Annotated in this window: 22 protein-coding genes; 12 read left to right on the top strand and 10 right to left on the bottom strand. The window is 65.9% G+C overall.

Annotation, left to right across the window (positions count from 1 at the left end; translation table 11 throughout):
- Positions 1 to 7: 7 nt before the first annotated feature.
- Together GV035_RS15770 and GV035_RS15765 are read left to right on the top strand one after the other, a co-directional pair.
- On the top strand, positions 8 to 1954 hold the full coding sequence (locus tag GV035_RS15770) for an ATP-binding cassette domain-containing protein (RefSeq protein ID WP_159835968.1): 1947 nt from the start codon (positions 8 to 10) through the stop codon (positions 1952 to 1954).
- 33 nt (positions 1955 to 1987) lie between these two features.
- The gene (locus GV035_RS15765; protein ID WP_159835967.1) at positions 1988 to 3019 is read left to right on the top strand and encodes a CaiB/BaiF CoA transferase family protein; all 1032 of its coding nucleotides are present in this window, start codon (positions 1988 to 1990) and stop codon (positions 3017 to 3019) included.
- Here GV035_RS15765 and GV035_RS15760 read toward each other — a convergent pair.
- The 3 genes from GV035_RS15760 to alr form a co-directional block, all read right to left on the bottom strand.
- On the bottom strand, positions 3016 to 3279 hold the full coding sequence (locus GV035_RS15760; RefSeq protein WP_159835966.1) for a DUF2866 domain-containing protein: 264 nt from the start codon (positions 3277 to 3279) through the stop codon (positions 3016 to 3018). The two genes, GV035_RS15765 and GV035_RS15760, sit on opposite strands and share 4 nt — an antisense overlap.
- A 176-nt stretch (positions 3280 to 3455) precedes the next feature.
- Entirely contained in the window at positions 3456 to 4865 is a 1410-nt protein-coding gene (radA, locus tag GV035_RS15755; protein WP_159835965.1) for a DNA repair protein RadA, read from the bottom strand.
- A gap of 36 nt (positions 4866 to 4901) precedes the next feature.
- On the bottom strand, positions 4902 to 5972 hold the full coding sequence (gene alr / locus GV035_RS15750; RefSeq protein WP_159835964.1) for an alanine racemase: 1071 nt from the start codon (positions 5970 to 5972) through the stop codon (positions 4902 to 4904).
- 290 nt (positions 5973 to 6262) lie between these two features.
- Between alr and lplT the strand changes: the two genes are divergently transcribed.
- From lplT to thiD, 4 genes are all read left to right on the top strand, one after another.
- Positions 6263 to 7570, top strand: coding sequence for a lysophospholipid transporter LplT (gene lplT / locus GV035_RS15745; RefSeq protein ID WP_159835963.1), 1308 nt, complete (start codon positions 6263 to 6265; stop codon positions 7568 to 7570).
- Positions 7571 to 7634: 64 nt separating this feature from the next.
- Positions 7635 to 8450 carry a hydroxyethylthiazole kinase gene (thiM, locus tag GV035_RS15740; protein ID WP_159835962.1) on the top strand — a complete coding sequence of 272 codons (816 nt, stop codon included), beginning with the start codon at positions 7635 to 7637 and terminating at the stop codon, positions 8448 to 8450.
- A gap of 2 nt (positions 8451 to 8452) precedes the next feature.
- Positions 8453 to 9100: a thiamine phosphate synthase gene (gene thiE, locus GV035_RS15735; protein ID WP_159835961.1), complete on the top strand. Its 648-nt coding sequence runs from the start codon at positions 8453 to 8455 to the stop codon at positions 9098 to 9100.
- Between the two features lie 14 nt (positions 9101 to 9114).
- The gene (gene thiD, locus GV035_RS15730) at positions 9115 to 9921 is read left to right on the top strand and encodes a bifunctional hydroxymethylpyrimidine kinase/phosphomethylpyrimidine kinase (protein ID WP_159837956.1); all 807 of its coding nucleotides are present in this window, start codon (positions 9115 to 9117) and stop codon (positions 9919 to 9921) included.
- Here the strand turns inward: thiD and GV035_RS15725 are convergent, their stop codons facing one another.
- The 4 genes from GV035_RS15725 to tsaB form a co-directional block, all read right to left on the bottom strand.
- Positions 9922 to 10914 (bottom strand): DUF1853 family protein, encoded by a 993-nt coding sequence (locus GV035_RS15725; RefSeq protein ID WP_159835960.1) that lies wholly within the window; start codon positions 10912 to 10914, stop codon positions 9922 to 9924.
- A complete protein-coding gene (locus tag GV035_RS15720; protein WP_442859591.1) occupies positions 10911 to 11891 on the bottom strand; it encodes a uracil-DNA glycosylase family protein in 981 nt (326 codons plus the stop codon). The genes GV035_RS15725 and GV035_RS15720 overlap by 4 nt, the downstream gene beginning before the upstream one ends.
- 457 nt (positions 11892 to 12348) lie before the next feature.
- The gene (rimI, locus tag GV035_RS15715) at positions 12349 to 12840 is read right to left on the bottom strand and encodes a ribosomal protein S18-alanine N-acetyltransferase (RefSeq protein WP_159835959.1); all 492 of its coding nucleotides are present in this window, start codon (positions 12838 to 12840) and stop codon (positions 12349 to 12351) included.
- On the bottom strand, positions 12837 to 13940 hold the full coding sequence (gene tsaB / locus GV035_RS29495; RefSeq protein ID WP_236572623.1) for a tRNA (adenosine(37)-N6)-threonylcarbamoyltransferase complex dimerization subunit type 1 TsaB: 1104 nt from the start codon (positions 13938 to 13940) through the stop codon (positions 12837 to 12839). The genes rimI and tsaB overlap by 4 nt, the downstream gene beginning before the upstream one ends.
- 189 nt (positions 13941 to 14129) lie before the next feature.
- Here tsaB and GV035_RS15700 point away from each other — a divergent pair, with 189 nt between their 5' ends.
- The 3 genes from GV035_RS15700 to aceA all read left to right on the top strand — a co-directional run bounded on the left by GV035_RS15700 (position 14130) and on the right by aceA (position 18120).
- Positions 14130 to 14399, top strand: coding sequence for an acyl-CoA-binding protein (locus tag GV035_RS15700; protein WP_159835958.1), 270 nt, complete (start codon positions 14130 to 14132; stop codon positions 14397 to 14399).
- A gap of 398 nt (positions 14400 to 14797) precedes the next feature.
- Positions 14798 to 16444, top strand: coding sequence for a DEAD/DEAH box helicase (locus tag GV035_RS15695; protein ID WP_159835957.1), 1647 nt, complete (start codon positions 14798 to 14800; stop codon positions 16442 to 16444).
- 368 nt (positions 16445 to 16812) lie between these two features.
- Positions 16813 to 18120, top strand: a complete 1308-nt coding sequence (aceA, locus tag GV035_RS15690; protein WP_159835956.1) for an isocitrate lyase — start codon at positions 16813 to 16815, stop codon at positions 18118 to 18120.
- A 92-nt stretch (positions 18121 to 18212) separates the two neighbouring features.
- Here aceA and GV035_RS15685 read toward each other — a convergent pair whose 3' ends face one another.
- Both GV035_RS15685 and GV035_RS15680 read right to left on the bottom strand, forming a co-directional pair.
- Complete coding sequence (locus tag GV035_RS15685; RefSeq protein ID WP_159835955.1) at positions 18213 to 18647, bottom strand: universal stress protein; 435 nt, start codon at positions 18645 to 18647, stop codon at positions 18213 to 18215.
- 108 nt (positions 18648 to 18755) lie between these two features.
- A complete protein-coding gene (locus GV035_RS15680) occupies positions 18756 to 19670 on the bottom strand; it encodes a LysR family transcriptional regulator (RefSeq protein WP_159835954.1) in 915 nt (304 codons plus the stop codon).
- Between the two features lie 139 nt (positions 19671 to 19809).
- Here GV035_RS15680 and GV035_RS15675 point away from each other — a divergent pair, with 139 nt between their 5' ends.
- The 3 genes from GV035_RS15675 (at position 19810) to GV035_RS15665 (ending at position 22716) form a co-directional block, all read left to right on the top strand.
- Positions 19810 to 20610 carry a haloacid dehalogenase type II gene (locus tag GV035_RS15675; protein WP_159835953.1) on the top strand — a complete coding sequence of 267 codons (801 nt, stop codon included), beginning with the start codon at positions 19810 to 19812 and terminating at the stop codon, positions 20608 to 20610.
- 72 nt (positions 20611 to 20682) lie between these two features.
- On the top strand, positions 20683 to 22293 hold the full coding sequence (aceB, locus tag GV035_RS15670; RefSeq protein ID WP_159835952.1) for a malate synthase A: 1611 nt from the start codon (positions 20683 to 20685) through the stop codon (positions 22291 to 22293).
- A gap of 162 nt (positions 22294 to 22455) precedes the next feature.
- Positions 22456 to 22716: a DNA-binding protein gene (locus tag GV035_RS15665; RefSeq protein ID WP_159835951.1), complete on the top strand. Its 261-nt coding sequence runs from the start codon at positions 22456 to 22458 to the stop codon at positions 22714 to 22716.
- Positions 22717 to 22741: 25 nt separating this feature from the next.
- On the opposite strand, the gene GV035_RS15660 is transcribed toward GV035_RS15665, so the two are convergent.
- Complete coding sequence (locus tag GV035_RS15660) at positions 22742 to 23032, bottom strand: putative quinol monooxygenase (RefSeq protein WP_159835950.1); 291 nt, start codon at positions 23030 to 23032, stop codon at positions 22742 to 22744.
- Between the last annotated feature and the right edge of the window lie 370 nt (positions 23033 to 23402).

Below are 23402 nucleotides of genomic sequence, written 5' to 3'. Positions count from 1 at the left end.
CTCCGACGTGATTCGCTTCAACCAGTTCAGCCTGTCCCGTGGCACCAAGCCGCTCTTCGAAGAGACGAGCTTCACGCTCAATCCGGGCGAGAAAGCCGGTCTTGTCGGCGCGAACGGCGCGGGCAAGTCCACGCTCTTCGCCGTGCTGCGCGGCGAGCTTCACGCGGACGGCGGCGACTTCTCCATGCCGCCATCGTGGCGCATCGCGCATGTCGCGCAGGAAACGCCCGCCGTGGATCGCACTGCGCTCGACTACACGCTCGACGGCGACACGCACTTGCGCGCCATCGAAGCGCGCATCGCGTCGGCCTCCGCCGCACACGACGGCGCGGCCGAAGCCGAGGCCCACGCCGCATTCGCCGATGCGGACGGCTACACCGCGCCCGCGCGTGCCGAAACTCTCCTGCTCGGGCTCGGCTTCACGCTCGAACAGACGCGCGAGCCGGTCGCGAGCTTTTCGGGCGGCTGGCGCATGCGCCTGAATCTGGCGCAGGCGCTGATGTGTCCGTCCGACCTGCTGCTGCTCGACGAACCGACCAACCACCTCGACCTCGACGCGATCGTCTGGCTCGAAGACTGGCTCGGCCGTTATCCGGGCACGCTCGTCGTGATCTCGCACGACCGCGAATTCCTCGATGCGGTCTGCAACGTCACGCTGCATCTGGAGAACCGGCAGGTGAAGCGTTACGGCGGCAACTACAGCCAGTTCGAAGTGCTGCGCGCGCAACAACTCGCGTTGCAGCAAAGCGCCTATGAGAAGCAGCAGAGGACGATGCAGCATCTGCAAAGCTTCATCGACCGCTTCAAGGCCAAGGCGACCAAGGCCAAGCAGGCGCAAAGCCGCGTGAAGGCGCTCGAAAAGATGGAGCTGATCGCGCCCGCGCATGCCAGCTCGCCGTTCACCTTCGAGTTTCGCACGCCGGATGCCGCGCCCAATCCGATGATGGTGATGGAAGACGTGCGCTGCGGCTACACGACCGACGAGGGCGTCGAGATACCGATTGTCGAAGGCGTGACGCTGTCCATCCAGAACGGGCAGCGCATCGGACTGCTTGGCGCGAACGGTCAGGGCAAGTCCACGCTCATCAAGACGCTCGCCGGCACGCTCGAACCGCTGTCGGGTCAGGCGCGGCAAGGCAAGGGCTTGCAGATCGGCTATTTCGCGCAGCATCAACTGGAAACGCTGCGCCCCGACGATTCCGCGCTCGCCCATCTCGCGCGCCTCGCGCCGGATACGCGCGAGCAGGAACTGCGCGACTTTCTCGGCAGCTTCAACTTCTCGGGCGACATGGCCACCGCGAAGATCGCGCCGTTCTCAGGCGGCGAGAAGGCCCGGCTCGCGCTCGCCCTCATCATCTGGCAGAAGCCGAATCTGCTGCTGCTCGACGAACCGACCAACCACCTCGACCTCGAAACCCGCCACGCGCTGACCATGGCGCTCGCGCAATTCGAAGGCACGCTCATTCTCGTGTCGCACGACCGGCATCTGCTGCGCGCCACCACCGACACGTTCATGCTCGTGGCGAAGCACCGGCTAAGTCCATTCGACGGCGATCTCGACGATTACCGCGACTGGCTCCTGCAACATGCCGCCGACACGCGGGCGGCGGCGAAGGAGGCGAACGGCGCCGCGTCGGCTGACGGCAACGCTCCGGACAGCGCGCTCAATCGCAAGGAGCAGCGCAGGCAGGAGGCGCAGGAACGGCAAAAGCTCTCGCATCTGCGCAAGCCGCTGCAATCGCGCATCGCGAAGATCGAGAAGGAAATGGACGCGCTGAACGCCGAGAAATCGACGCTCGATGCGTTCGTCGCTGATCCCGCAAGCTATGACGCCGCGCTGAAGGCGAAGCTCACCGACACGATCCGCCGTCAGGGCGAAGTCAACGCGCGGCTCGAGACGCTGGAACTGGAGTGGCTCGACGCGCACGAGGAACTGGAGCAACTCGGCTCCTAACCCGGCTTGTAACAACTCACGGAGACCGACGACTTGACGACACCCCCCGCTCTCGCCGGTCTTCGCGTCCTCGATCTGACGCGGCTCTTGCCCGGTCCGGTCGCCACGCTGCGCCTCGCCGAACTCGGCGCGGACGTGTTGAAGATCGAGCCGCCCGGCGTTGGCGACTACGCCCGCTCGATGCTGCAAAGCGACGCGGACCGCGCGAGCGGCACGCCGAGCGCCTTCTATCGGATCGTGAATCGCGGCAAGCGGTCGCTGACGCTCGACCTGAAGACCGAAGCGGACCGCGCGCAACTGATCGAACTCGCGCGCGATGTGGACGTGCTCGTCGAGAGCTTCCGGCCATCGGTGATGACGCGGCTCGGCGTCGGTTACGACGTGCTTCGGCAGGCTAATCCGAAGCTCGTCTACTGCGCGATCACGGGCTTCGGCAGTGAAGGCGCGTTCGCCGACAAGGCGGGGCACGACCTGAATTACGTCGCGTATGCGGGCGTGCTGAATCAGCTTGCCGCTGCGGACGGTACGCCGATCGTGCCCAACTTTCAGCTCGCGGACCTGCTCGGCGGCGCACTCGCTGCCGTCACGCACATGCTCGCGGCGCTGTGGCACGTTGCGCGCGGCGGCGAAGGCCGGTTTCTCGATGTCTCCATGACGCACGCCGTTCATGACCACAACGTGATGGCGCATGTCGCGCTCGCCAATTCGGCCGATGCGACCACGCGCGCGGGCGCGGGCCTGCTCAACGGCGGCGTGCCCTGCTACAACGTGTACCGCACACTGGACGACAAGTTCGTGGCCGTCGGCGCGCTGGAATTGAAGTTCTGGCAGACGCTGTGCACCGCGCTCGGACGCCCGGACTGGGCCGCTCGGCACTGGAGTCTCGGGCAGGCAATCGGCGGCGCGGACGCGAAGGAACTCACGGCGCACCTCGCCGCGTGCTTGCGCGAGCGCACGCGCGACGAATGGATGGCGCTCTTCGAACCGCTCGATTGTTGCGTCGCGCCGGTGCTCACGCCGGCGGAAGCGGCGGTGCATCCGCTCTTTCGCGGCGAGGGAAACTAGCGTCGTGGCAAGGTCTGGCGCGGCTGCCGTTCGTCGTCGATAAGCACGTGTTTGCGGCCTGTGACGTGACGGCGAATGGTGGCGACGACTTCCGCCTCCGTCACATCCGCGGATACGACGCGCCGCGAAATCTGCCCTTCGCCATCGATCCATTCGACAATCCGGCATCCGCTGCCAAAAGGCTGCTGCAGGGGCGCCGAAACGCGGCAGCCGCGCAGGTGAAACGCAGGCGCGGGCCGGGCTGTTTTGAGATGTTTCAAAGCGTGATCCTCTTGATCCTTCAGTCACTTCGGCGCGGCGGCGCGTGATAGCGCGTGATAGCACCTCATGGCGCATCCGCCGGTCCTGGGTCCCGAAAGGATATGAAAACCGCGCCCGCGCCAGGTTACAGCGGCGCGCGACATTCTTACGGTCCGTTACCGAGGGTCCGATCCGTTCATTCGAGATCCCGCACGCGGTCGATCGCTTCCTCGATGCGGTCGACGGCAATCACCTTGAGACCATCCACCGCTTGCTTCGGCGCATTGGCCTTCGGAATCAGCGCGACGGAGAAGCCGAGCTTGGCCGCCTCCTTCAGGCGGTCCTGCCCGCGCGGCGACGGCCGGATTTCGCCCGCGAGCCCTACTTCGCCGAACGTGATCAAGCCCTTGGGCAGCGGTTTGTTGCGCATCGACGAGTGAATGGCGAGCAGCACCGCGAGATCGGCGGCAGGTTCGGTGATCTTCACGCCGCCTACCGCGTTCAGGAACACGTCCTGATCGAAACACGCGATGCCCGCGTGCCGGTGCAGCACCGCGAGCAGCAGCGCAAGCCGGTTTTGTTCGAGCCCGACCGCGAGCCGGCGCGGATTCGGCACGTGCGCCGTATCCACGAGCGCCTGGACTTCGACGAGCAGCGGCCGCGAACCCTCCTGCGTCACGAGCACGCACGAGCCCGCGACGCTCTGCTCATGCTGCGACAGAAAAAGCGCCGACGGATTCGCCACGCCGCGCAAGCCCTTCTCGGTCATCGCGAAGACGCCCAGTTCGTTCACCGCGCCGAAGCGGTTCTTGAACGCGCGCACGAGCCGGAACGACGAGTGGGTATCGCCCTCGAAGTACAGCACCGTGTCGACGATATGCTCGAGCACGCGCGGGCCGGCGAGGCTGCCTTCCTTCGTCACGTGACCGACCATGATGATCGACGTGCCCGTCTGCTTGGCGATGCGCGTCAGTTGCGCCGCGCATTCGCGGACCTGCGCGACCGAACCCGGCGCGGACGTGAGCGCCTCGGAATAGACGGTCTGGATGGAATCGATGACGGCGACTTCCGGACGTTGCTCGTCGATGGCCGCCTGAATCTTTTCGAGCTGGATTTCGGCGAGCAGCGCGAGGTCCGCCGCCGCGCTCGCGGAGCCGCCGAGCAGCCCGAGCCGCTGCGCCCGCAGCGCGATCTGCGCGCCGGATTCCTCGCCGCTCACGTACAGCGACGGCCGCTCGCGCGCGATTTCCGCAAGCGATTGCAAGAGGAGCGTCGATTTGCCGATGCCCGGATCACCGCCGATCAGCACCACGCCGCCCGGCACGAGGCCGCCGCCCAGCACGCGATCGAACTCGCCGACGCCGGTCGTGAAGCGCGGCACGTCCGCCGCTTCAATGTCGGCGAGGCGCTGTACCGGCGAGCTCTTGGCGAGCGCCTGAAAACGATGCGCCGACGGCGCCTGCTCCACCGATTCCACCAGCGTGTTCCACGCCCCGCACGCCGCACACTGCCCGGTCCACTTCGGCGCTTGTCCGCCGCATTCGCTACAGATGTAAAGCGTCTTTGCCTTCGCTGCTTTTGCCACGTATTGCCTTTCAAGATTCATTGCTTCTCGCGCGATGCCGGCGCGATTCCGATGCGCTCATTCCGCGCGGACCGGCACGCGCTGCGCGATCGCGCACATCAGCTCATAGCCCATGGTGCCGCACGCGGCCGCCACGTCGTCGATCGGCAGGTTCGGGCCCCACAATTCGACGCGCGAGCCGACGCCCGCGTTGGGGCACGGCGTCAGATCGACGGTGAGCATGTCCATCGAGACGCGGCCGACGAGCGCCGTTCGCACGCCATCGACGATGACCTGCGTGCCCTCGGGCGCGACACGCGGATAGCCGTCCGCGTAGCCGCACGCGACCACGCCGATGCGCATCGGCCGGCCCGCCGTGTAAGTCGAGCCGTAGCCGATGCTGTCGCCCGGCTGGACCGTCTGGACGGCGATCAGTTCCGACGAAAGCGTCATCGCGGGTTTCAGGCCGGTATCGGCGATATCGGCCGTCACGCCTGACGGCGACGCGCCGTAGAGAATGATGCCCGGGCGCACCCAGTCGAAATGCGCGTTTGGATGCCACAACACCGCCGCCGAGTTCGACAGACTGCGCGCGCCCGCGATGCCTTCCGCCCCGCGCTCGAACGCCTCGAGTTGATGCGCGATGCCGCGTTCGCTGTCGGCGTCGGAGAAATGGGTCATGAGCGTGATCTGCCCGATGCCCTGACAGGCGCGCGCCCGCTCCCACGCCGCGCGGAACCGCTCCGGCGTGTAGCCGAGCCGGTTCATGCCGCTATTCATCTTCAACTGCACGTTGACCGGCTTCGAGAGCCGCGCCATTTCCAGCATACGCAACTGCTCGTCGCAGTGGATCGCCGTGGTCAGGCTGTAGCGGTCGATCACGTCGATGTCCGTCGGACGAAAGAAGCCTTCGAGCAGCAGAATGGGACCCGCCCAGCCGAGTTCGCGCAACTTCGCCGCTTCTTCGAGGTCCAGAAGACCGAAACCGTCCGTTGCGCGAAGTCCGGGGAACGCTCGCGCGAGACCGTGGCCATACGCATTGGCCTTCACGACGGCCCAGATCTTGGATTTCGGCGCGTACTTGCGCGCAATGGCAAGGTTGTTGGCGAGAGCGGCGGTGTGAATCGTTGCGGAAAGGGGGCGCGGCATGAGTTTTGGTCAGAAATGCGGTTCAGGCGGAAAGGCAAGCATACGCCAACGGGGCGAGCAGCCGGTTCGCCGGTCGAGACACCTTGCGAATCAGTACCTTATGACGAATCACGCATGCGGACGTGGTGTCGCGCGCGTAATCGAGATTACTGCTAGTCAGAATGTGCCTATTTTCGTGTTATAAAGCCGTGCGCACAACCCATTTCGAACGGCATAAGCCCGAACGCGCGACCGGCAGCACCGGCGGCGGCGGGGGCGGATTCCCGGCAGTGAGGAAAGCTTCGGATCAGATGAAAAAAGGTTTTTACACCATCATGGCCGCGCAGTTTTTCTCATCGCTGGCCGATAACGCATTACTGATCGCTGCCATCGCATTGCTGAAAGACCTCCACGCGCCGAACTGGATGACGCCGCTGCTCAAGCTGTTCTTCGTGCTCTCCTATGTGGTTCTCGCGGCGTTCGTCGGTGCTTTCGCGGATTCGCGGCCCAAGGGCCGCGTGATGTTCGTGACCAATTCCATCAAGGTGGTCGGCTGCGTGACCATGCTGGTCGGCGCGCATCCGCTGCTCGCATACGGCATCGTCGGCTTCGGCGCGGCGGCGTATTCGCCCGCGAAGTACGGCATTCTCACCGAGCTGCTGCCGCCCGACCGGCTCGTCGCGGCGAACGGCTGGATCGAAGGCACGACGGTCGGCTCCATCATTCTCGGCACGGTCATGGGCGGCGCGCTCATCAGCCCGCATATCGCGAGCCACCTGCTGACGCTGCACATACCGCGCATCCACACGGCCGCCGAAGCCGCGATGCTTGTCATCATGCTGATGTACGTGATCGCCGCGATCTTCAACCTGCGCATTCCCGATACCGGCGCGCGCTATCCGAAGCAGGAACACCGGCCCGTCAAGCTCATCACCGATTTCGCCGACTGCTTTCTCACGCTGTGGCGCGACAAGCTCGGCCAGATTTCGCTCGCGGTCACGACGCTCTTCTGGGGCGCGGGCGCGACGCTGCAGTTCATCGTGCTCAAGTGGGCCGAAGTGTCGCTCGGCATGACGCTTTCGCAGGCCGCGATTCTGCAGGCGGTGATCGCGGTGGGCGTCGCGGTCGGCGCGGTGCTCGCGGCGGCGCGCGTGCCGCTCAAGCGCTCGCTCTCGGTGCTGCCGGTGGGCATCGCGATGGGGCTCGCCGTCATGCTGATGGCGTTCTACACGCGGCATCTCTTTCCCGCGCACTGGGGCGTCTACTTCGGCAGGATGCACTTTCCGGGCTATTTGCTGATCGCGTATCTGTTCCTGATGGTCGTGGGCGGTCTCTCGGGCTTTTTCGTCGTGCCGATGAACGCGCTTTTGCAGCATCGCGGGCACGTGCTGCTCTCGGCCGGGCACTCGATCGCCGTGCAGAACTTCAACGAGAATCTGTCCGTGCTCATCATGCTCTGCCTGTACGCCGTGCTCGTCTGGCTCGACATGCCGATCCAGTTCGTCATCGTGATGTTCGGCTCGTTCGTGTGTCTGATGATGTACTTCGTCATGCGCCGCCATCAGGCGAACCAGCGCGCGTTCGATTCGGTTGCGCTGATCGGCGAAGCGCGGCACTGACGCTGCCGTTTTGGCTTCCGTTTCGGCTGCGCTCATTGGCCGATCGGGCTAATCTTTCTTCATCATGCTTGCTGCCGATCTTTTCTCGTTCGTCACGCGCGTGCGCGAGCGCGCGCCGCTCGTTCACTGCCTGACGAATCTCGTCGTCACCAATTTCACGGCCAACGTGCTGCTCGCCATCGGCGCGGCTCCGGCGATGGTCGTCGCGCGCGAGGAAGTCGCGCAATTCGCGCCGCTCGCCAATGCGCTCCTCGTCAATCTCGGCACGCTCGACGTGCCGCAGATGCGCGCCATGCGCGCCGCCGTGGATGCCGCCAACGACGCGGGCACGCCGTGGGTGCTCGATCCGGTCGCGGTCGGCCCGCTCACGTTTCGCACTGAATTCGCCCTCGATCTGCTCGACGCGAAGCCCGCCGTGATTCGCGGCAACGCGTCGGAGATCATCAGCCTGTCGGGCGGCGCGGCAAGCGGGCGCGGCGTCGACAGCACCGCCGCCACCGACGCCGCGCTCGACGCCGCGCAGATCCTCGCGCTGCAAACGGGGGCCGTGGTCGCCGTCACCGGCGCGACCGACTACATCACCGACGGCCGCCGCGTCGTCGCGCTGTCCAACGGCTCGCCGCTCATGACCCGCGTGACAGGCGTCGGCTGCGCGCTCTCGGCGACGGTCGCGGCGTTCGTCGGCGCGGCCGCATCGCGCGATGAACACTGGGCCGCGACGATCGCCGCGATCGCGTATTCGACCGTGGCCGGCGAACTCGCCGCCCGCGACGGTGCGTGGCCGGGGAGCTTCGCCGTCGCGTATTTGGACCGCCTCGCGTCGGTCGATTCGCACGCGTTCGACGCGACGCTCGTGCAGCGCGACGTCGCGCTCTCCTGACCATGCGGCGCGCCTTCGATCTTTCGCTCTACCTCGTGCTCGATCCCGTGCAGTGCGGCGGCCATGACGCGGCGCTTGCCGTCGCACGCGCGGCGCTGGACGGCGGCGTGACGCTGCTGCAACTGCGCGCGCCCGAGTGGCACAAGCGAGCGTGGCTCGCGCTCGCCCTTGACTTGCTGCCGCTGACGCGTGCGCGCGGCGTTCCGCTCGTCATCAACGATCATGTCGATGTCGCGCTCGCGGCCGGCGCGGACGGCGTTCACGTCGGCCAGCGCGATCTGCCGGCGCAGCACGCGCGGCGGCTGCTTGGGCCGGATGCGCTGATCGGCCTGTCGGTGTCCGATCTCGCGGAAGTCGCCGACGCGAACCGGCTTGTCGGCGTCATCGACTATGTCGGCGCGGGACCGGTCTACGCGACGCCGACCAAGACGGACGCCTCCGCGCCCTGCGGCATCGACGGTCTCGCGGCGATGTGCGCGAGCGCGCGCTTCCCGACCGTGGCGATAGGCGGCATCCAGGCGCATAACGCCGCCGACGTCATGCGCGCGAAACCTGCGGGACTCGCGGTCGTCTCGGCGATCTGCAAGGCTGCGAATCCGCGCGACGCGTCAGCCGCGCTGCGCGAGACTCTCACCCGCGCTCAATCCTGACTTTTCTCATGCCTTTGACGAAACCCATTCCCAACGTGCTCACGATCGCCGGTTCCGACTCGGGCGGCGGCGCGGGCATTCAGGCCGATCTCAAGGCGTTTTCCGCGCTCGGTGCCTACGGCGCGAGCGTCATCACGGCGCTGACGGCGCAGAACACGCGCGGCGTCACGGCCGTGCATGCGCCGGAGCCCGCGTTCGTCGCGGCGCAGCTCGACGCCGTGTTCGACGACATCCGCATCGACGCGGTGAAGATCGGGATGCTGGCCAACGCGGGCATCGTGCGCGCCGTCGCCGACGCGCTCAGGCGGCATCGCCCGGCGCATGTCGTGCTCGATACCGTGATGATTTCGAAGAGCAACCACGCGCTTCTCGCGCCGGAAGCGGTGGCCGCGCTGCGCGACGAACTGCTGCCGCTCGCCACGCTCGTCACGCCGAATCTGCCTGAAGCCGCGGCGCTGCTCGGCACGCAGCCTGCCGCCGATGAAGACGCGATGGTGCGTCAGGGCGAAGCCTTGCTCGCGTCGGGCGCTCGCGCCGTGCTGATGAAGGGCGGGCATTTGGCCTCCTCGGACAGTCCTGACTGGCTGATCGAAACGACGGGCGCGCTGCGGCTGTCGGGTGCGCGCGTGGCGCTGAAGAATACGCACGGCACGGGCTGCACGCTGTCGGCGGCGATTGCCGCGCTGATCCCCCAGAGCGGGGACCTCGCGAGCGCCACCGCCGAAGCGAAGCGGTATCTCACCGGGGCGATCGAGGCGAGCGCGCGCCTGGAAGTCGGCCACGGCGTCGGGCCGGTGCATCACTTCTATCGCTGGTGGTAGTCACGCGGGGGTGGGAAGCGCCGGAAGCGCGGAAGCGGCGAACGCCCTTGCCCGCTCGGGCCAGTCGTCCGGAACGATGAAGCCGCGCGATTCCTCCGTCCAACCGCCCGCCGCATCGCGCACGTAGGCGGCGACCATCGTCGGCGCGGTGATGGCCGCAAGACGCGTATGAATGGCGGCGGCTTCGGACATCAGCGATTGCGCATCCGATGCGCTCAGGCGGCGCGGCGCGAGCCACGCGAGCCGGGGCTGGATGACCCATGCGCGAGTATCGTGGGTTTCGTGCTGCCCTTTCCCTCCGTGCCGCTCGCGCCATCCCGTCGCCGTCAGCCACCAGCCGCGCATGTGCGCTTCGCCCACTTCCGGCGCGGGCACGATGCCTTCGTCGTGGTAAAAGAGCCGCCCCTTGATGAACACCTGCGGATGCCACGGCCCCTCCAGCCCGAGCGCGGCGAACTCCGGTCGCGACGTCAGGCCGAGCTGATGCGTCAGGAGGCGCGCGTGCTTCAGATCGAAGCGGTCTTGCAGATTCGGCCCGACGTAATCCGACAGACGCGCCGCCCGCTCCACGCCATCGCCGATGTGCAAATAAAACTTCACCGCCAGTTCCCAGTGGAGCCGCGCGCCGGTCGCCGTCTCTAGCAGAAAATCGCACTCTCCGATGGTGCGGCGCTGATGCCGCAGCGGGACGTTCGCCGCGATGAGCCGCGCCGCCGGCCCGTGCGCGAGAAAGAATTCGAGCAGGCTTTCGGCGTAAATGCCGAGGCGCGTCGATTTGGGATTGCGTGAGCGGACATGCAGCGCGTCCGGCGCGGCGTCGAGCGCGGCGAGCCAGGCGAGCGTGGCATCGCGCGCATCGGCGGATTCGAACGGCTGGGCAAGCGGCGCGCCGGCCGCGCGCTCACGCAGAAGATCGGGCGAGAAAAGCAGCCACGCCAGATCCCGCACGGTCGCGTCCTCGAAACGATCGACGAGGCGCGACAGGGCGGTCATCCGCGCGCGCCCTTCCCGGCTCCCGGCTGGACCCCGAGCGCGGCGAGCGCATCGGCGTGCGTCTTGCGCGCGAGGCAGAGATCGGCCCAGGCCTTCGCCTTGTCGGGCAGGCTGCGCAACAGATACGCCGGGTGATACGTGACGACGACCGGCACCCCGCGATATTCGTGCACGCGCCCGCGCAACGCCGCGATGCTCGCTTCGCTCTTCAGCAGACTCTGCGCGGCGAAGCGCCCGAGCGCGACGATGATCTTCGGCTTCACCAGTTCGACCTGACGCTGCAAATACGGCTCGCAACGCGCGACTTCGTCGAGTTCGGGATTGCGGTTGCCGGGCGGCCGGCACTTGATGACGTTCGCGATGTAGACGTTCGATTCGCGCGAGAGGCCGAGCGCGTGCAGCATGTTGTCGAGCAGTTTGCCCGCCTGCCCGACGAACGGCTCGCCCTGCTTGTCCTCGTTCTCGCCGGGCGCTTCGCCGATCAGCATCCAGTCGGCCTCGCGATCGCCGACGCCGAAGACCGCGTTCGTCCGGCGCTCGCACAGGCGACACAGCTCGCAAGCCGAAACGCGGTCGGCCAGCGTCGTCCAGTCGAGCGTGCCGACGTCGTCGGGGACGGCCGGCGCGACGGGCGTTGCGGGCGATGGCGCGTCGTCGGTCCACGGGAGGTCGTCGTAGGCATCGAACGGCACGGTATCGAAAGGCTGCGTATCGGCTGGCGACGGCGGCGCGGTGCGTGCTTTCGCGGATGCGGCTGCGGGCTCCGGCTGCGCGCGAGCGGCGTCGAACGGCGAGGCCGATGATTGTGGGCGGCTCGCCGGCTCGGCGTGCAGTGCCATATTTGCGGCATCTGGCGCCGCTGGGCGAGAGGCGTCGAGCGGCGGCGTCGATGACTGTGGGCGGCTCGCCTGTTCTGCGTAAGGCGCCGAATTCGCGGCATCCGGCGCCGCCGCGTGAGAGGCGTCGAGCGGCGGCATCGATGACTGTGGGCGGCTCGCCTGTTCTGCGTACGGTGCCAGATTCGCGGCATCCGGCGCCGCTGGGCGAGAGGCGTCGAACGGCGGCATCGATGACTGTGGGCGGCTCACCTGTTCTGCGTACGGTGCCAAATTCGCGGCATCCGGCGTCGCCGGGCGAGAGGCGTCGAACGGCGGCGTCGATGATTGTGGGCGCCTTCCGACACGGGCCGCGTCGGCATCCGGCGCCGCCGTGTGAGACGCGTCGAACGGCGGCATCGGCGCTTGCAAGCTGCTCGCGGCGACTGCCGGGTCAGCGTGCGGCGTCGTATCCACGGCATCCGGCGCCACCGCTTGAGACGCGTCAACTTGCGGCGCGGTCGCGGCACGTGCTGTCGCCTCCACCGCATCCGGCGCCGGCGCGCTCGTCTTTCTCCTCACCCAACGAAGCCCGAGTCCGAGTTCCTCGATCAGCGATTCATCGAGCGCCATGCGCACTCTCCTTGAACGACAGACGCATGACGATTGCGTCCTCGCGCGACCGATGCCGCGCGGGGTAATAATTCTTGCGGCGCCCGATGGCCGTGAAGCCGAACCGCTCGTAGAGCTGAATCGCGCGCGGATTCGACGGCCGCACTTCAAGCAGCATGCCTTCGAGCTTCTCCGCACGCGCGACGCGCACGGCTTCGCGCAGCAGCGTCAGACCCGCGCCCGCACGCTGCGCGGACGGCGCGACGCACAGATTCAGCAGATGCATCTCATCGACAACCGGCATCAGCACGCAATAGCCGATCAGCGTGCCGGTCACATGACGCAGGCACACGCCGTAATAGCCGTTGCGCAGCGAATCCTGAAAATTGCCGCGGCTCCACGGAAACTCGTAGGCGAGCTTCTCGACGGTGGCGACTTCGTCGAGGTCGGCTTCGGTCATCGGCGTCAGATACCGATCCGCAAGCAATACGCCGCTCACCGAAGCGCCTCCGCGCTGGCCGAATCGACGGCGGATCGGGCGCCGGCGGCGCGGGCTTCGGTGCGCTCGGCCGTGGTCTGCGCGACCTTGTTGCGCACGTAGTCCGGCGCGGCAAGCTCAGGCGCGACCGCGCGCCCCGCCCGCCACGCGCGCAAGCCGAGCAGCGCGACAGGCAGCGCGTGCGGCAGCGCAGCGCGATCCACATGCGCGGCGGCTGCGAGCGCCGGCAGCCGATCGCCGAACGCCGCCGCCGCGTTGCCCGCGAGCGCGAACAGCGCAGCAGGAAGCGGCAGCGCGGCGGGCACATCGAGCGATGCGGCGTGGAGTTCGCGCCAGTCGCCGGGTCGGGCTGCGTTGGCGTTGGCATCGGCGTTGGCGTTGGCATCGGCGTTGGCGTTGGCGTTGGCGTTGGCGTTGGCGTTGGCGTTGGCGTTGGCGTTGGCGTTGGCGTTGGCGTTGGCGTTTGCGTTTGCGTTGGCGTTTGCGTCTGCGTTGGCGTCTGCGTTTGCGTCTGCGTTGGCGTCTGCGTCTGCGTTTGCGTCTGCGTTGGTGTCGGCCTTTGCGTCGGCGTCGGCCTTTGCGTCGGCGTTGGCGCTGGCGTCTGCGTCTGCGTCTGCGTCTGCGTCTGCACCGAGCGTCGCGTCATACTCATACTCGGCCCAATAAACTTCGTCCATGCGCGCATCGAGCGCGACGAGCACGCGGGCCGGCATTGACTCATCGTTGAGCCGCGCCGCTTCGGCGCAGGCGAGCAGCGTGCTCACCGGCACCACCGGCACGTTCAGGCCGAACGCGAGTCCTTGCGCGACGCCGGTCGCGGTCCGCAGGCCCGTGAACGACCCCGGCCCTGCGCCGAACGCAATCGCGTCGCAGTCGGCGAGCGCGAGCCCGGCTTCGTCGAACAGTTCGCGCACCGCCGGCAAGAGGCGCGTGCTCGACACCGCGCCCGTTGCTTCGTGGCGAAACCAGACCGATGTATCGCCGCTCACATAAGCAGGCGCGGCAGCAGACGACGGCTTCGTCGCGGAATCGTCGAGCAGGAGCGCGACGGAGCAGAATTCCGTCGAGGTATCGAGAGCGAGCAGTACGGTGCGTGTCATAGCCGGTATTGTAATGCGGGACTGCGCCGGCTTTTGCGGCTCGCGTGACATCCGGCGTTCGTCGGCGGACTTCTCTTCGCGATCATGCGCCGCGTTCGTCGCGGCTTGCGATTCGAAGAATGCTTCCACGGGCCGCCCCTGTCGGCTTGCTAAGATCGCCCGCATCTCAAAAAGCAAAGGACGCCCCGCATGACCGACATCGACCAGCAATTCGCCCAGGCGCAAGCCGACGCCACGCAGTTGCCCGAGCGCCCCGGCAATCTCACGCTCCTGCGTCTCTACGCACTCTACAAACAGGCGAGCGTCGGCGATGTGCAAGACGACGCGCCCGGTTTCACGGACATCGCCGGCAAGTACAAGCACGAAGCCTGGGCCGCGCTGAAAGGCACACCGGGCGACACCGCCAAAGCCCGTTATGTCGAGCTCGTCGAATCGCTCAAACGCGGCGAAGCGGGGTGATCGACGCTGCACCTGCCGCGCGCCGTCGATGCTCTCTGATGGCGCGCGCATGCGTCAAAGTGTGGCGCGGTGCAGCAAATTCCGATATACTGCTCGCCAAGCAGCTATCAAAGTGCTTCGTAGCGTTTCGCTCCAATCCAGTTTAGAAACTGTCCCTTCCCTGCCAGGCCGTAGCGCATCGTTTGTGCGCTAATCATTTCGCGGCCCGTCATCCAGGCTGACGTCAGTGCTTAAGCGCCCTGACGTATCCGATACAGCTTCTAACAACGATGCTCGCCGTCTGTTTGCGCGAGTTGCCCCCGTTTTTCGATTTGCTCGCTGTTTCTTCGCTCGCTGAATCCAACGACTTGGGTATGCCGATTGGCGCCGACGCCTTATTTCCCGTTTCAAGGATCGACATGACTTCGAGCTTCACCCCCAGCCCGTTGGACAACATCGCAGCACAAACGCTTGGCATTTCCCCCGACGCTGACACGGCCGCACCCGCAGCCGAGACGGCACCGGCCGCAGCCGCAGCACCCGCCGCACCCGCCGGCCCCAGTTTCGAATCCCTCGGCCTCTCCGCCGATATCGTCTCCGCATTGACCGACGCCGGCTACCAGTCGCCGACGCCCGTGCAGCAGCGCGCGATTCCCGCCGCGCTCGCCGGCCGCGACCTGCTGGTTTCGAGCCCGACCGGCTCCGGCAAGACGGCGGCGTTCATGCTGCCGGCCATCGAAAAATTCGCGCAGCTCGAGAAGCTGCAAGCGCAGCAGCCGCGTCAGCCGCGTGATCCGAACGCGCGTCCCGGCCGCCGTCCGCAGCCCATCGCGCGCCCGCAGTTGCTCGTGCTCACGCCGACGCGCGAACTCGCGATGCAAGTCTCCGCCGCCGCGACCACGTACGGCCGCCATCTGCGCCGCCTGCGCACGGTCAGCATTCTCGGTGGCGTCGCGTACGGCCAGCAATTGATGCTGCTCGCGAAGAACCCTGAAATCCTCGTCGCGACGCCGGGCCGTCTGATCGACCATCTGGAGCGCGGCCGCATCGACCTGTCGAACCTTAACATGCTCGTGCTCGACGAAGCCGACCGCATGCTCGACATGGGCTTCATCGAAGACATCGAGACGATCGTCGCCGCCACGCCGGCCACGCGCCAGACGCTGCTGTTCTCGGCCACCATCGACGGCAAGATCGCGTCGCTGACCGGTCGCCTGCTGAGGGATCCGGAGCGTATCGAGATCGTGCAGAAGCTGGAAGCGCGCAGCAACATCGCGCAGACCGTGCATTACGTCGATGACCGCGATCATAAGGATCGCCTGCTCGATCACCTGCTGCGCGATACCGATCTGGATCAGGCCATCGTGTTCACGGCCACGAAGAGCGACGCCGATCTGATCGCGAATCGTCTGTCGGATGCGGGCTTCGAATCGGCCGCGCTGCACGGCGACCTGCCGCAAGGCGCGCGCAACCGCACGATCCGCGCGCTGCGCGAGCGCCGCGTGCGCGTGCTGGTGGCAACGGACGTCGCGGCACGCGGTATCGACATCCCGGGCATCACACACGTGTTCAACTACGACCTGCCGAAGTTCGCCGAAGACTACGTGCACCGTATCGGCCGCACGGGCCGCGCGGGACGCAGCGGCACGGCTGTGAGCCTCGTGCATCATGCCGAAATGGGCGCGCTCAAGCGCATCGAGCGTTTCGTGCACGCACCGCTGCCGGTGAACGTCGTCGTCGGCTTCGAGCCGCGCAAGGCGCCGCCCAAGGGTGGCTTCGGCGGCCGCGGCCGTCCGGGCGGCAGTAACGGCGGCCGGCGCTTCGGCAGCGGCAATGGCGGCGGACGCGGCTACGGCGCGGCCAACGCCAGCGGCTACGGCAACAAGCCGAGCGCCGGCGCGCGTGAAGGCGGCTATCGCGAAGGCGGTTATCGCGGCGGCAACGCCGGCAGCGGCGATCGCGAAGGCGGCTATCGTGGCGGCAATCGCGACGGCGGTTTCGGCCAACGTGACGGCTACAGCGCACGCCGCAACGACGGCCCGCGCGCACCGCGTCGCGGCAACTGATGTAAGTGCATGAGCGGCGTGTCTATGCCGCCTTTCGCCGAAGGACAAGAAAACCGATGCCGCGTGCATCGGTTTTTTTTCGCCCATCGCTGCATTTCATAATGTGCAACGGTCTTGCGCGTCGCAAAAGCCTTGCTGCGCGGCACAACGAAACCGATTGCAGCATGGAAAAGCACCTTCCGCTTTATGAAATATCGCTGATACACTATTGATTTTGCACAGAATTCTCTATCGTTAAAACTGCTTGCGACGGCTTCTACTCCGAAACCGACCGGCCTACACTCTTATATAAGAGTTGCGCACTGCTCGCACCGCGACCAAAACCAGCCATCGTTTCGTCGTACAGCCCGATCTCAAGGAGAAACGCCATGACGTCACGTCAACAACAAGCCCAGCAACTCCGTCAGCAATGGGAAACGGATCCGCGCTGGAAAGGCATCAAGCGCGGCTACTCGGCCGAAGACGTCGTGCGTCTGCGCGGCTCGGTGCCCGTCGAGCACACGCTCGCGCGGCGCGGCGCGGAGAAGCTCTGGTCGCTAATTCAGGAAGAGCCGTTCGTCAACGCGCTCGGGGCGCTGACCGGCAATCAGGCGATGCAGCAGGTGAAGGCCGGCCTGAAGGCCATCTACCTGTCCGGATGGCAAGTGGCGGGCGACGCGAACATCGCGGGCGAAATGTATCCGGACCAGTCGCTGTATCCGGCGAACTCGGTGCCGCTCGTCGTGAAGCGCATCAACAACACGTTCACGCGCGCGGACCAGATCCAGTGGTCCGAAGGCAAGAATCCGGGCGATGAAGGCTATATCGACTATTTCGCGCCGATCGTCGCGGACGCGGAAGCCGGCTTCGGCGGCGTGCTCAACGCGTTCGAGCTGATGAAGGCGATGATCGAAGCCGGCGCGGCGGGCGTTCACTTCGAGGACCAGCTCGCCTCCGTGAAGAAGTGCGGCCACATGGGCGGCAAAGTGCTCGTGCCGACGCGCGAGAACGTCGCGAAACTGGTCGCCGCGCGTCTGGCCGCAGACGTCTGCGGCACGCCGACGCTGCTCGTCGCGCGCACCGACGCCGAAGCCGCCGATCTCGTGACCTCCGACGTGGACGACAACGACAAGCCGTTCCTCACCGGCGAGCGCACCGTCGAAGGCTTCTACCGCACGCGGCCCGGTCTCGATCAGGCCGTCTCGCGCGGCCTCGCTTACGCGCCCTACGCCGATCTCGTCTGGTGCGAAACCGGCAAGCCGGACCTCGAATACGCGAAGAAATTCGCCGAGGCCATCCACAAGGTGTTCCCCGGCAAGCTGCTCTCGTACAACTGCTCGCCGTCGTTCAACTGGAAGAAGAATCTCGACGACGCGACCATCGCCAAGTTCCAGCGCGAACTGGGCGCGATGGGCTACAAGTTCCAGTTCATCACGCTCGCGGGCTTCCACGCGCTGAACTACTCGATGTTCAACCTCGCGCACGGCTACGCGCGCACGCAGATGAGCGCGTTCGTCGAGTTGCAGCAGGCGGAGTTCGCCGCCGCCGACAAGGGCTTCACGGCCGTCAAGCATCAGCGCGAAGTCGGCACGGGCTATTTCGATGCTGTCACGCAGACGGTCGAGCGCGAAGCGTCGACGACCGCGCTGCACGGATCGACCGAAGACGAGCAGTTCTTCGACAAGAAAGTGGCGTGACGAACGCCCGAGGGCAGGCTGAATCAGGGAGAGCGGTGAAAAGAGCGGCGGCCGTGGCGCGCATTCCAAGCGCGTCGCGGCCGCCGCGATTCTCACCGATAAACGATGACCGGAATGCGCGTATGCGTGAGCACGCGCTGTGTTTCGCTGCCGATAAGCAGGCTTCCAAGCCCGCGACGGCCGTGCGAGGCCATCAGGATGACGTCGCAGCCGTTCTGCTCCGCCGCGTCGATGATGCCGATATACGGTGCCGCTTCGATGCTCGTCACGCTGTCGCACGGCACGCCCGCCTCCTCGGCGGCTCGCTCGACCGCCCGCAGATGTTCGCGCGCCTCGCGTTCGGCGCGGGCGTGAAAGTCGTCGGGCGGCTCCACGGCGACATCCGCGAACGGCGAGTACGGATACTGCGGCAGGCACGCATAAGCGGTGATGCGCGCGCCGACGGACTGCGCGAGATCGATGGCGCCGTCGATGGCTTTCTGCGACAGCTCGGAGCCGTCGGTGGGTACCAGGATGTGCTTGAACATCGCGTCCTCCTTTGAACGGCGGGGCACGCATTCATTGTAGTCAGTACGCGGGCGGCGGCTCGGACGATTCGTCGCTGACTGTTAAGTAGGATTCCATAGCGAGTCTTCTCAGGGCGCGAGCGCCTCCCAGTAACCCGGAGCGGCATAGGTATGCTTCAGCAGATCGAGAAACAGCCGCACCCGCAACGGCAAGTGCCGGCGCTGCGGGAACACGGCGTGAATGCCGATCGGCGGCGCGGCGAAAACGTCGAGCACGCTCACGAGCCGTCCCGCGCCGATATCCGCGCCCACTTCCCACCACGACCGCCAGGCGAGGCCGCGTCCTTCGAGACACCATTCATGAAGCACGGCGCCGTCCGAGCATTCCATCGTGCCGGAAACCTTGATGGTGACGACCTTGCCGTCCTGCTGAAAGACCCAGCCGCGCTGCTGATTGGCGGACGCGCCGAGCGCGAGACAGTTGTGATCGGCGAGCGCGCTCAGCGTGGCCGGTTTGCCGCGCTTCTCCAGATACGCGGGCGACGCCACGCACACGCGCCGGTTTTCGCCGAGCTTGAGCGACACCAGCGACGAATCCGGCAACTCGCCGAGCCGCACTGCGCAGTCGAATCCCTCGTTGACGAGATCGACCATGCGGTCGGTGAGATCGAGACTCACGGAGACATCCGGGTGCAGCGTGGTGAACGCCGGCAGAAGCGGCGCGACGTGACGCCGGCCAAAGCCCGCGGGCGCCGACACGCGCAAATGTCCGCTCGCCTTCACGCCGCCTGCCGACACGCTCGCCTCCGCGTTCTGCATGTCGTTGATGATGCGCTGACAGTCCTCGAGGAACGCGGAGCCTTCGAACGTGAGCGTGATCTTGCGCGTCGTGCGTACGAGCAGCTTGACGCCGAGGCGCTCTTCCAGCGCGTCGAGCCTTCTGCCGATGACCGCCGGCGCGATGCCCTCCGCTTGCGCCGCCGCCGAAAGACTGCCTTTCGCCGCGACGGACGCGAACGTCTCTATCTGCTTGAACCGATCCATGCGCTTTGCTCGTCAATGCCGGGAACTGCCGCACAGATTAGGTACGAAAAAGTAAAAGATCAAGTGATCGAGCGAGGCTTTTTCCATCAGTTCGATCAACAATAGAATCGACCCCGACCTCTACCTGGAGCGCACGGCTATGTCGGCCATAACGACACACGCATCGTCCACACCCTCGCTCGTTCCCCGCGCAGTCATCTTCGACGCTTATGGCACGCTCTTCGACGTTCACTCGGTGATCGCCGCAGCCGAGCAGCTTTTCCCCGGCAACGGGCAGGCGCTGTCTCAACTATGGCGCCAAAAGCAGATCGAATACACGCAGTTGCGCACGCTCGCCGATCCATCCGGCAGCCATTACACGCCCTTTTGGGATATCACGATCGATGCGCTGCGCCACGCTGCCGCGCGCCTCGGTCTGACCGACGCGCTGACAGCCGCCGCCGAAAAGCGTCTGATGGACGAATACGCCTGCCTCTCCGCGTTCCCCGACACGCTTCCCGCGCTGCGAGCACTGCGCGAACGCCACAGTGTGCCGCTCGCGATTCTTTCGAACGGCAATCCGCCGATGCTCGATATCGCCGTGAAAAGCGCCGGCATGACCGGCCTCTTCGATCACGTGCTGTCGGTCGATGCCGTGCGCGCTTACAAGCCGGCCGCCGCCGCGTACGAACTCGGCCCGCGCGCGTTCGGCGCGGCGGCGCGCGAGATCGTATTCGTGTCGTCGAACGGATGGGACGTCGCGGGCGCGACGTGGTTCGGCTACGCGACGTTCTGGCTCGATCGCGCGGGCCTGCCGGTTGAGGAACTCGGCGTCGCGCCGCGCGCGGTGGGGCGCGGCATGAGCGAACTCGTCGCGTTCATCGAAGGCGGATGCGCTCAGCAGCCCATTGCGCTCGCGGCCGATCGCGCACGTTCCGCACGCCGCCGCGCGGGCGCGTGAACACGGCCGTCAGCGCACGAACACAATTCAACCCCAAAAGCAAAACCGTCTGACCGACCAAGGAGAAAACACATGACGCACCCTTCGAACCCGATCGCGCTGCCCGAGGGCATGGCCATTTCGGCCGAGATCAAGCCCGGCTTCGAAGCCATCCTGACGCCCGAGGCGCTCGCGCTCGTCGCCGCGCTGCATCGCCGGTTCGAGCCGCGCCGCCAGGAATTGCTCGCCGCGCGCGTCGAGCGCACCAAGCGTCTGGACGCGGGCGAGCGACCCGGATTTCTGAACGAAACGAAGGCGATCCGCGAAGGCGACTGGACCGTCGCGCCGCTGCCGAAAGACCTGCAGCGCCGGCGCGTCGAAATCACCGGCCCGGTCGAGCGCAAGATGATCATCAACGCGCTGAATTCGGGCGCGGATTCCTACATGACCGACTTCGAGGATTCGAATGCGCCCGTGTGGGAAAACCAGATCGTCGGCCAGATCAACCTGAAAGAAGCCGTGCGCCGCACCATTGCGCTCGAGCAGAACGGCAAGTCGTACACGCTCAACGACACGATCGCGACGCTGATCGTGCGTCCGCGCGGTTGGCATCTCGACGAGAAGCACGTCACCGTCGACGGACAGCGCGTGTCGGGCGGCATCTTCGACTTCGCGCTCTATCTCTTTCACAACGCGAAGGAACTGATCGCTCGCGGCAGCGGCCCGTACTTCTATCTGCCGAAGATGGAAAGCCATCTCGAAGCGCGTCTGTGGAACGATGTCTTCATCGCGGCGCAGGAAGGCGTCGGCATCGCGCGCGGCACGATTCGCGCGACCGTGCTCGTCGAGACGATTCTCGCCGCCTTCGAGATGGACGAGATTCTCTACGAGCTGCGCGAACATAGTTCCGGTCTGAACGCCGGCCGCTGGGACTACATCTTCTCCGCGATCAAGAAGTTCAAGAACGATCCGGACTTCTGCCTCGCGGACCGTTCGCAGATCACGATGACCGTGCCGTTCATGCGCGCCTACGCGCTCGAATTGCTGAAGACGTGCCACAAGCGCAACGCGCCCGCCATCGGCGGCATGTCCGCGCTGATTCCGATCAAGAACGATCCCGCCGCGAACGACAAAGCGATGGGCGGCGTGCGCTCCGACAAGGCGCGCGACGCCACCGACGGCTACGACGGCGGCTGGGTCGCGCATCCGGGGCTCGTGCCGGTCGCGATGGAAGAGTTCGTCAAGGTGCTCGGCGACAAGCCGAATCAGATCGACAAGCAGCGCCCCGACGTGCAAGTGACCGCGCACGATCTGCTCGACTTCCGCCCCGAAGCGCCGATCACGGAAGCGGGTCTGCGCAACAACGTGAACGTCGGCATCCATTACCTCGGATCGTGGCTTGCGGGCAATGGCTGCGTGCCGATCCACAACCTGATGGAAGACGCCGCCACCGCGGAAATCTCGCGTTCGCAAGTCTGGCAATGGATTCGCTCGCCGAAGGGCAAGCTCGAAGACGGCCGCAAGGTCACCGCCGCGATGGTGCGCGAGATCATCATCGACGAACTGGAGAAGGTGAAGAAAAGCGTTGGCGGCGCGGGCGGCGATACGAAGCCGTATGAACGCGCGGCGAAGATCTTCGAAACGATGTCGACGTCCGAGCAATTCACCGAATTTCTCACGCTGCCGCTGTACGAAGAAATCTGATTTGCGTCGTTGATCGCGGTATGAAGAACGGCTCGCGGGTTCACGCCCGCGGGCCGTTCTCGCATTGCAGGCGCATCTCGGGGAACGCATGGCGTGTGCTACATTGCGCATCGTCTTTTTCAACGATTCAACCGTGGAGCGCACTCCGGTGCGAACGACAGCATGAGCAATATCCAACTCGATATCGAATGGACGGACGCGGCATCGCGCAAGATCGAGAAACTAATGCCGCGCAATGCCAACAAGGACGCGTTTCTGGCGCTGCCGCCGGTCGAATGCCTGCCGATGGAAGGCGATGTGCTGTTCCTCGGGCCGGCAGGCAAGCAACAGCCGTTTATCGTTGCGGAACGTCAGTATCACCATGACGGCGAAGCGGACTGGACCATCATTCTCATTCTGGATGTCCCGCACGAAACGCATTGATGCCCGCCGCCGCACGTGAGCCTGGCTAAACCAGCTTGCTTGCCACGTGCACGTCGCCGTGCTCGCACAGTTCCGGCGACTTGGCCCTGAAGGCCTGAATGTGCGGCGTCTTGCCGTGTTCCGCGAGCGCCGCTTCGCTTTCCCACCGTTCGACAAAGATGAAGCGGCGCGGCTCCTTGATGTCGCGATGCAGGTCGTACTGCAGCGCGCCGGGTTCCTGGCGCGTCGGTCCGACGTTGGCTTCCAGCACATGCCTCAGTTCTTCTTCCTTGCCCGGCTTGGCGACGAAAATAGCGACGACGGCGACTTCTGACATACGCGTACTCTCCTGACTTCAATAAACGATTAAAAGCGAAGCATAAACGCACGCCGAAAATCGCGCCGGTGACGAATCAATCGCGCAAAGAAAAAACCCGCGATCCGGGTGGAACGCGGGCAAAAGCCGTCGCCCTACGAGGATAGGCGACGGGGCCATCGGGGCTCGCGTGCCGCGAGCCGTTATCTGTTGTCTTGTTGCGGGCGCTTTGCTGCTTTGGCTGACCGGCGCGGTGTGTCAATCGCGCCATGAACGCAATGTACTGTCCCCGCGCATTCTTTTATAAGCTATTGCGCACATTGCGCGATGAAAAGAATCCTCTGCGCAATATAAGCGTGTATTTCGCACGCGATTCGTCTGGCGGCGCACT

This window comes from Burkholderia sp. 8Y (assembly GCF_902506145.1).
Lineage (GTDB): Bacteria > Pseudomonadota > Gammaproteobacteria > Burkholderiales > Burkholderiaceae > Caballeronia.
The sequence above is the reverse complement of the archived record's forward strand: the minus strand, read 5'-3'. Positions and strand labels throughout refer to the sequence as shown.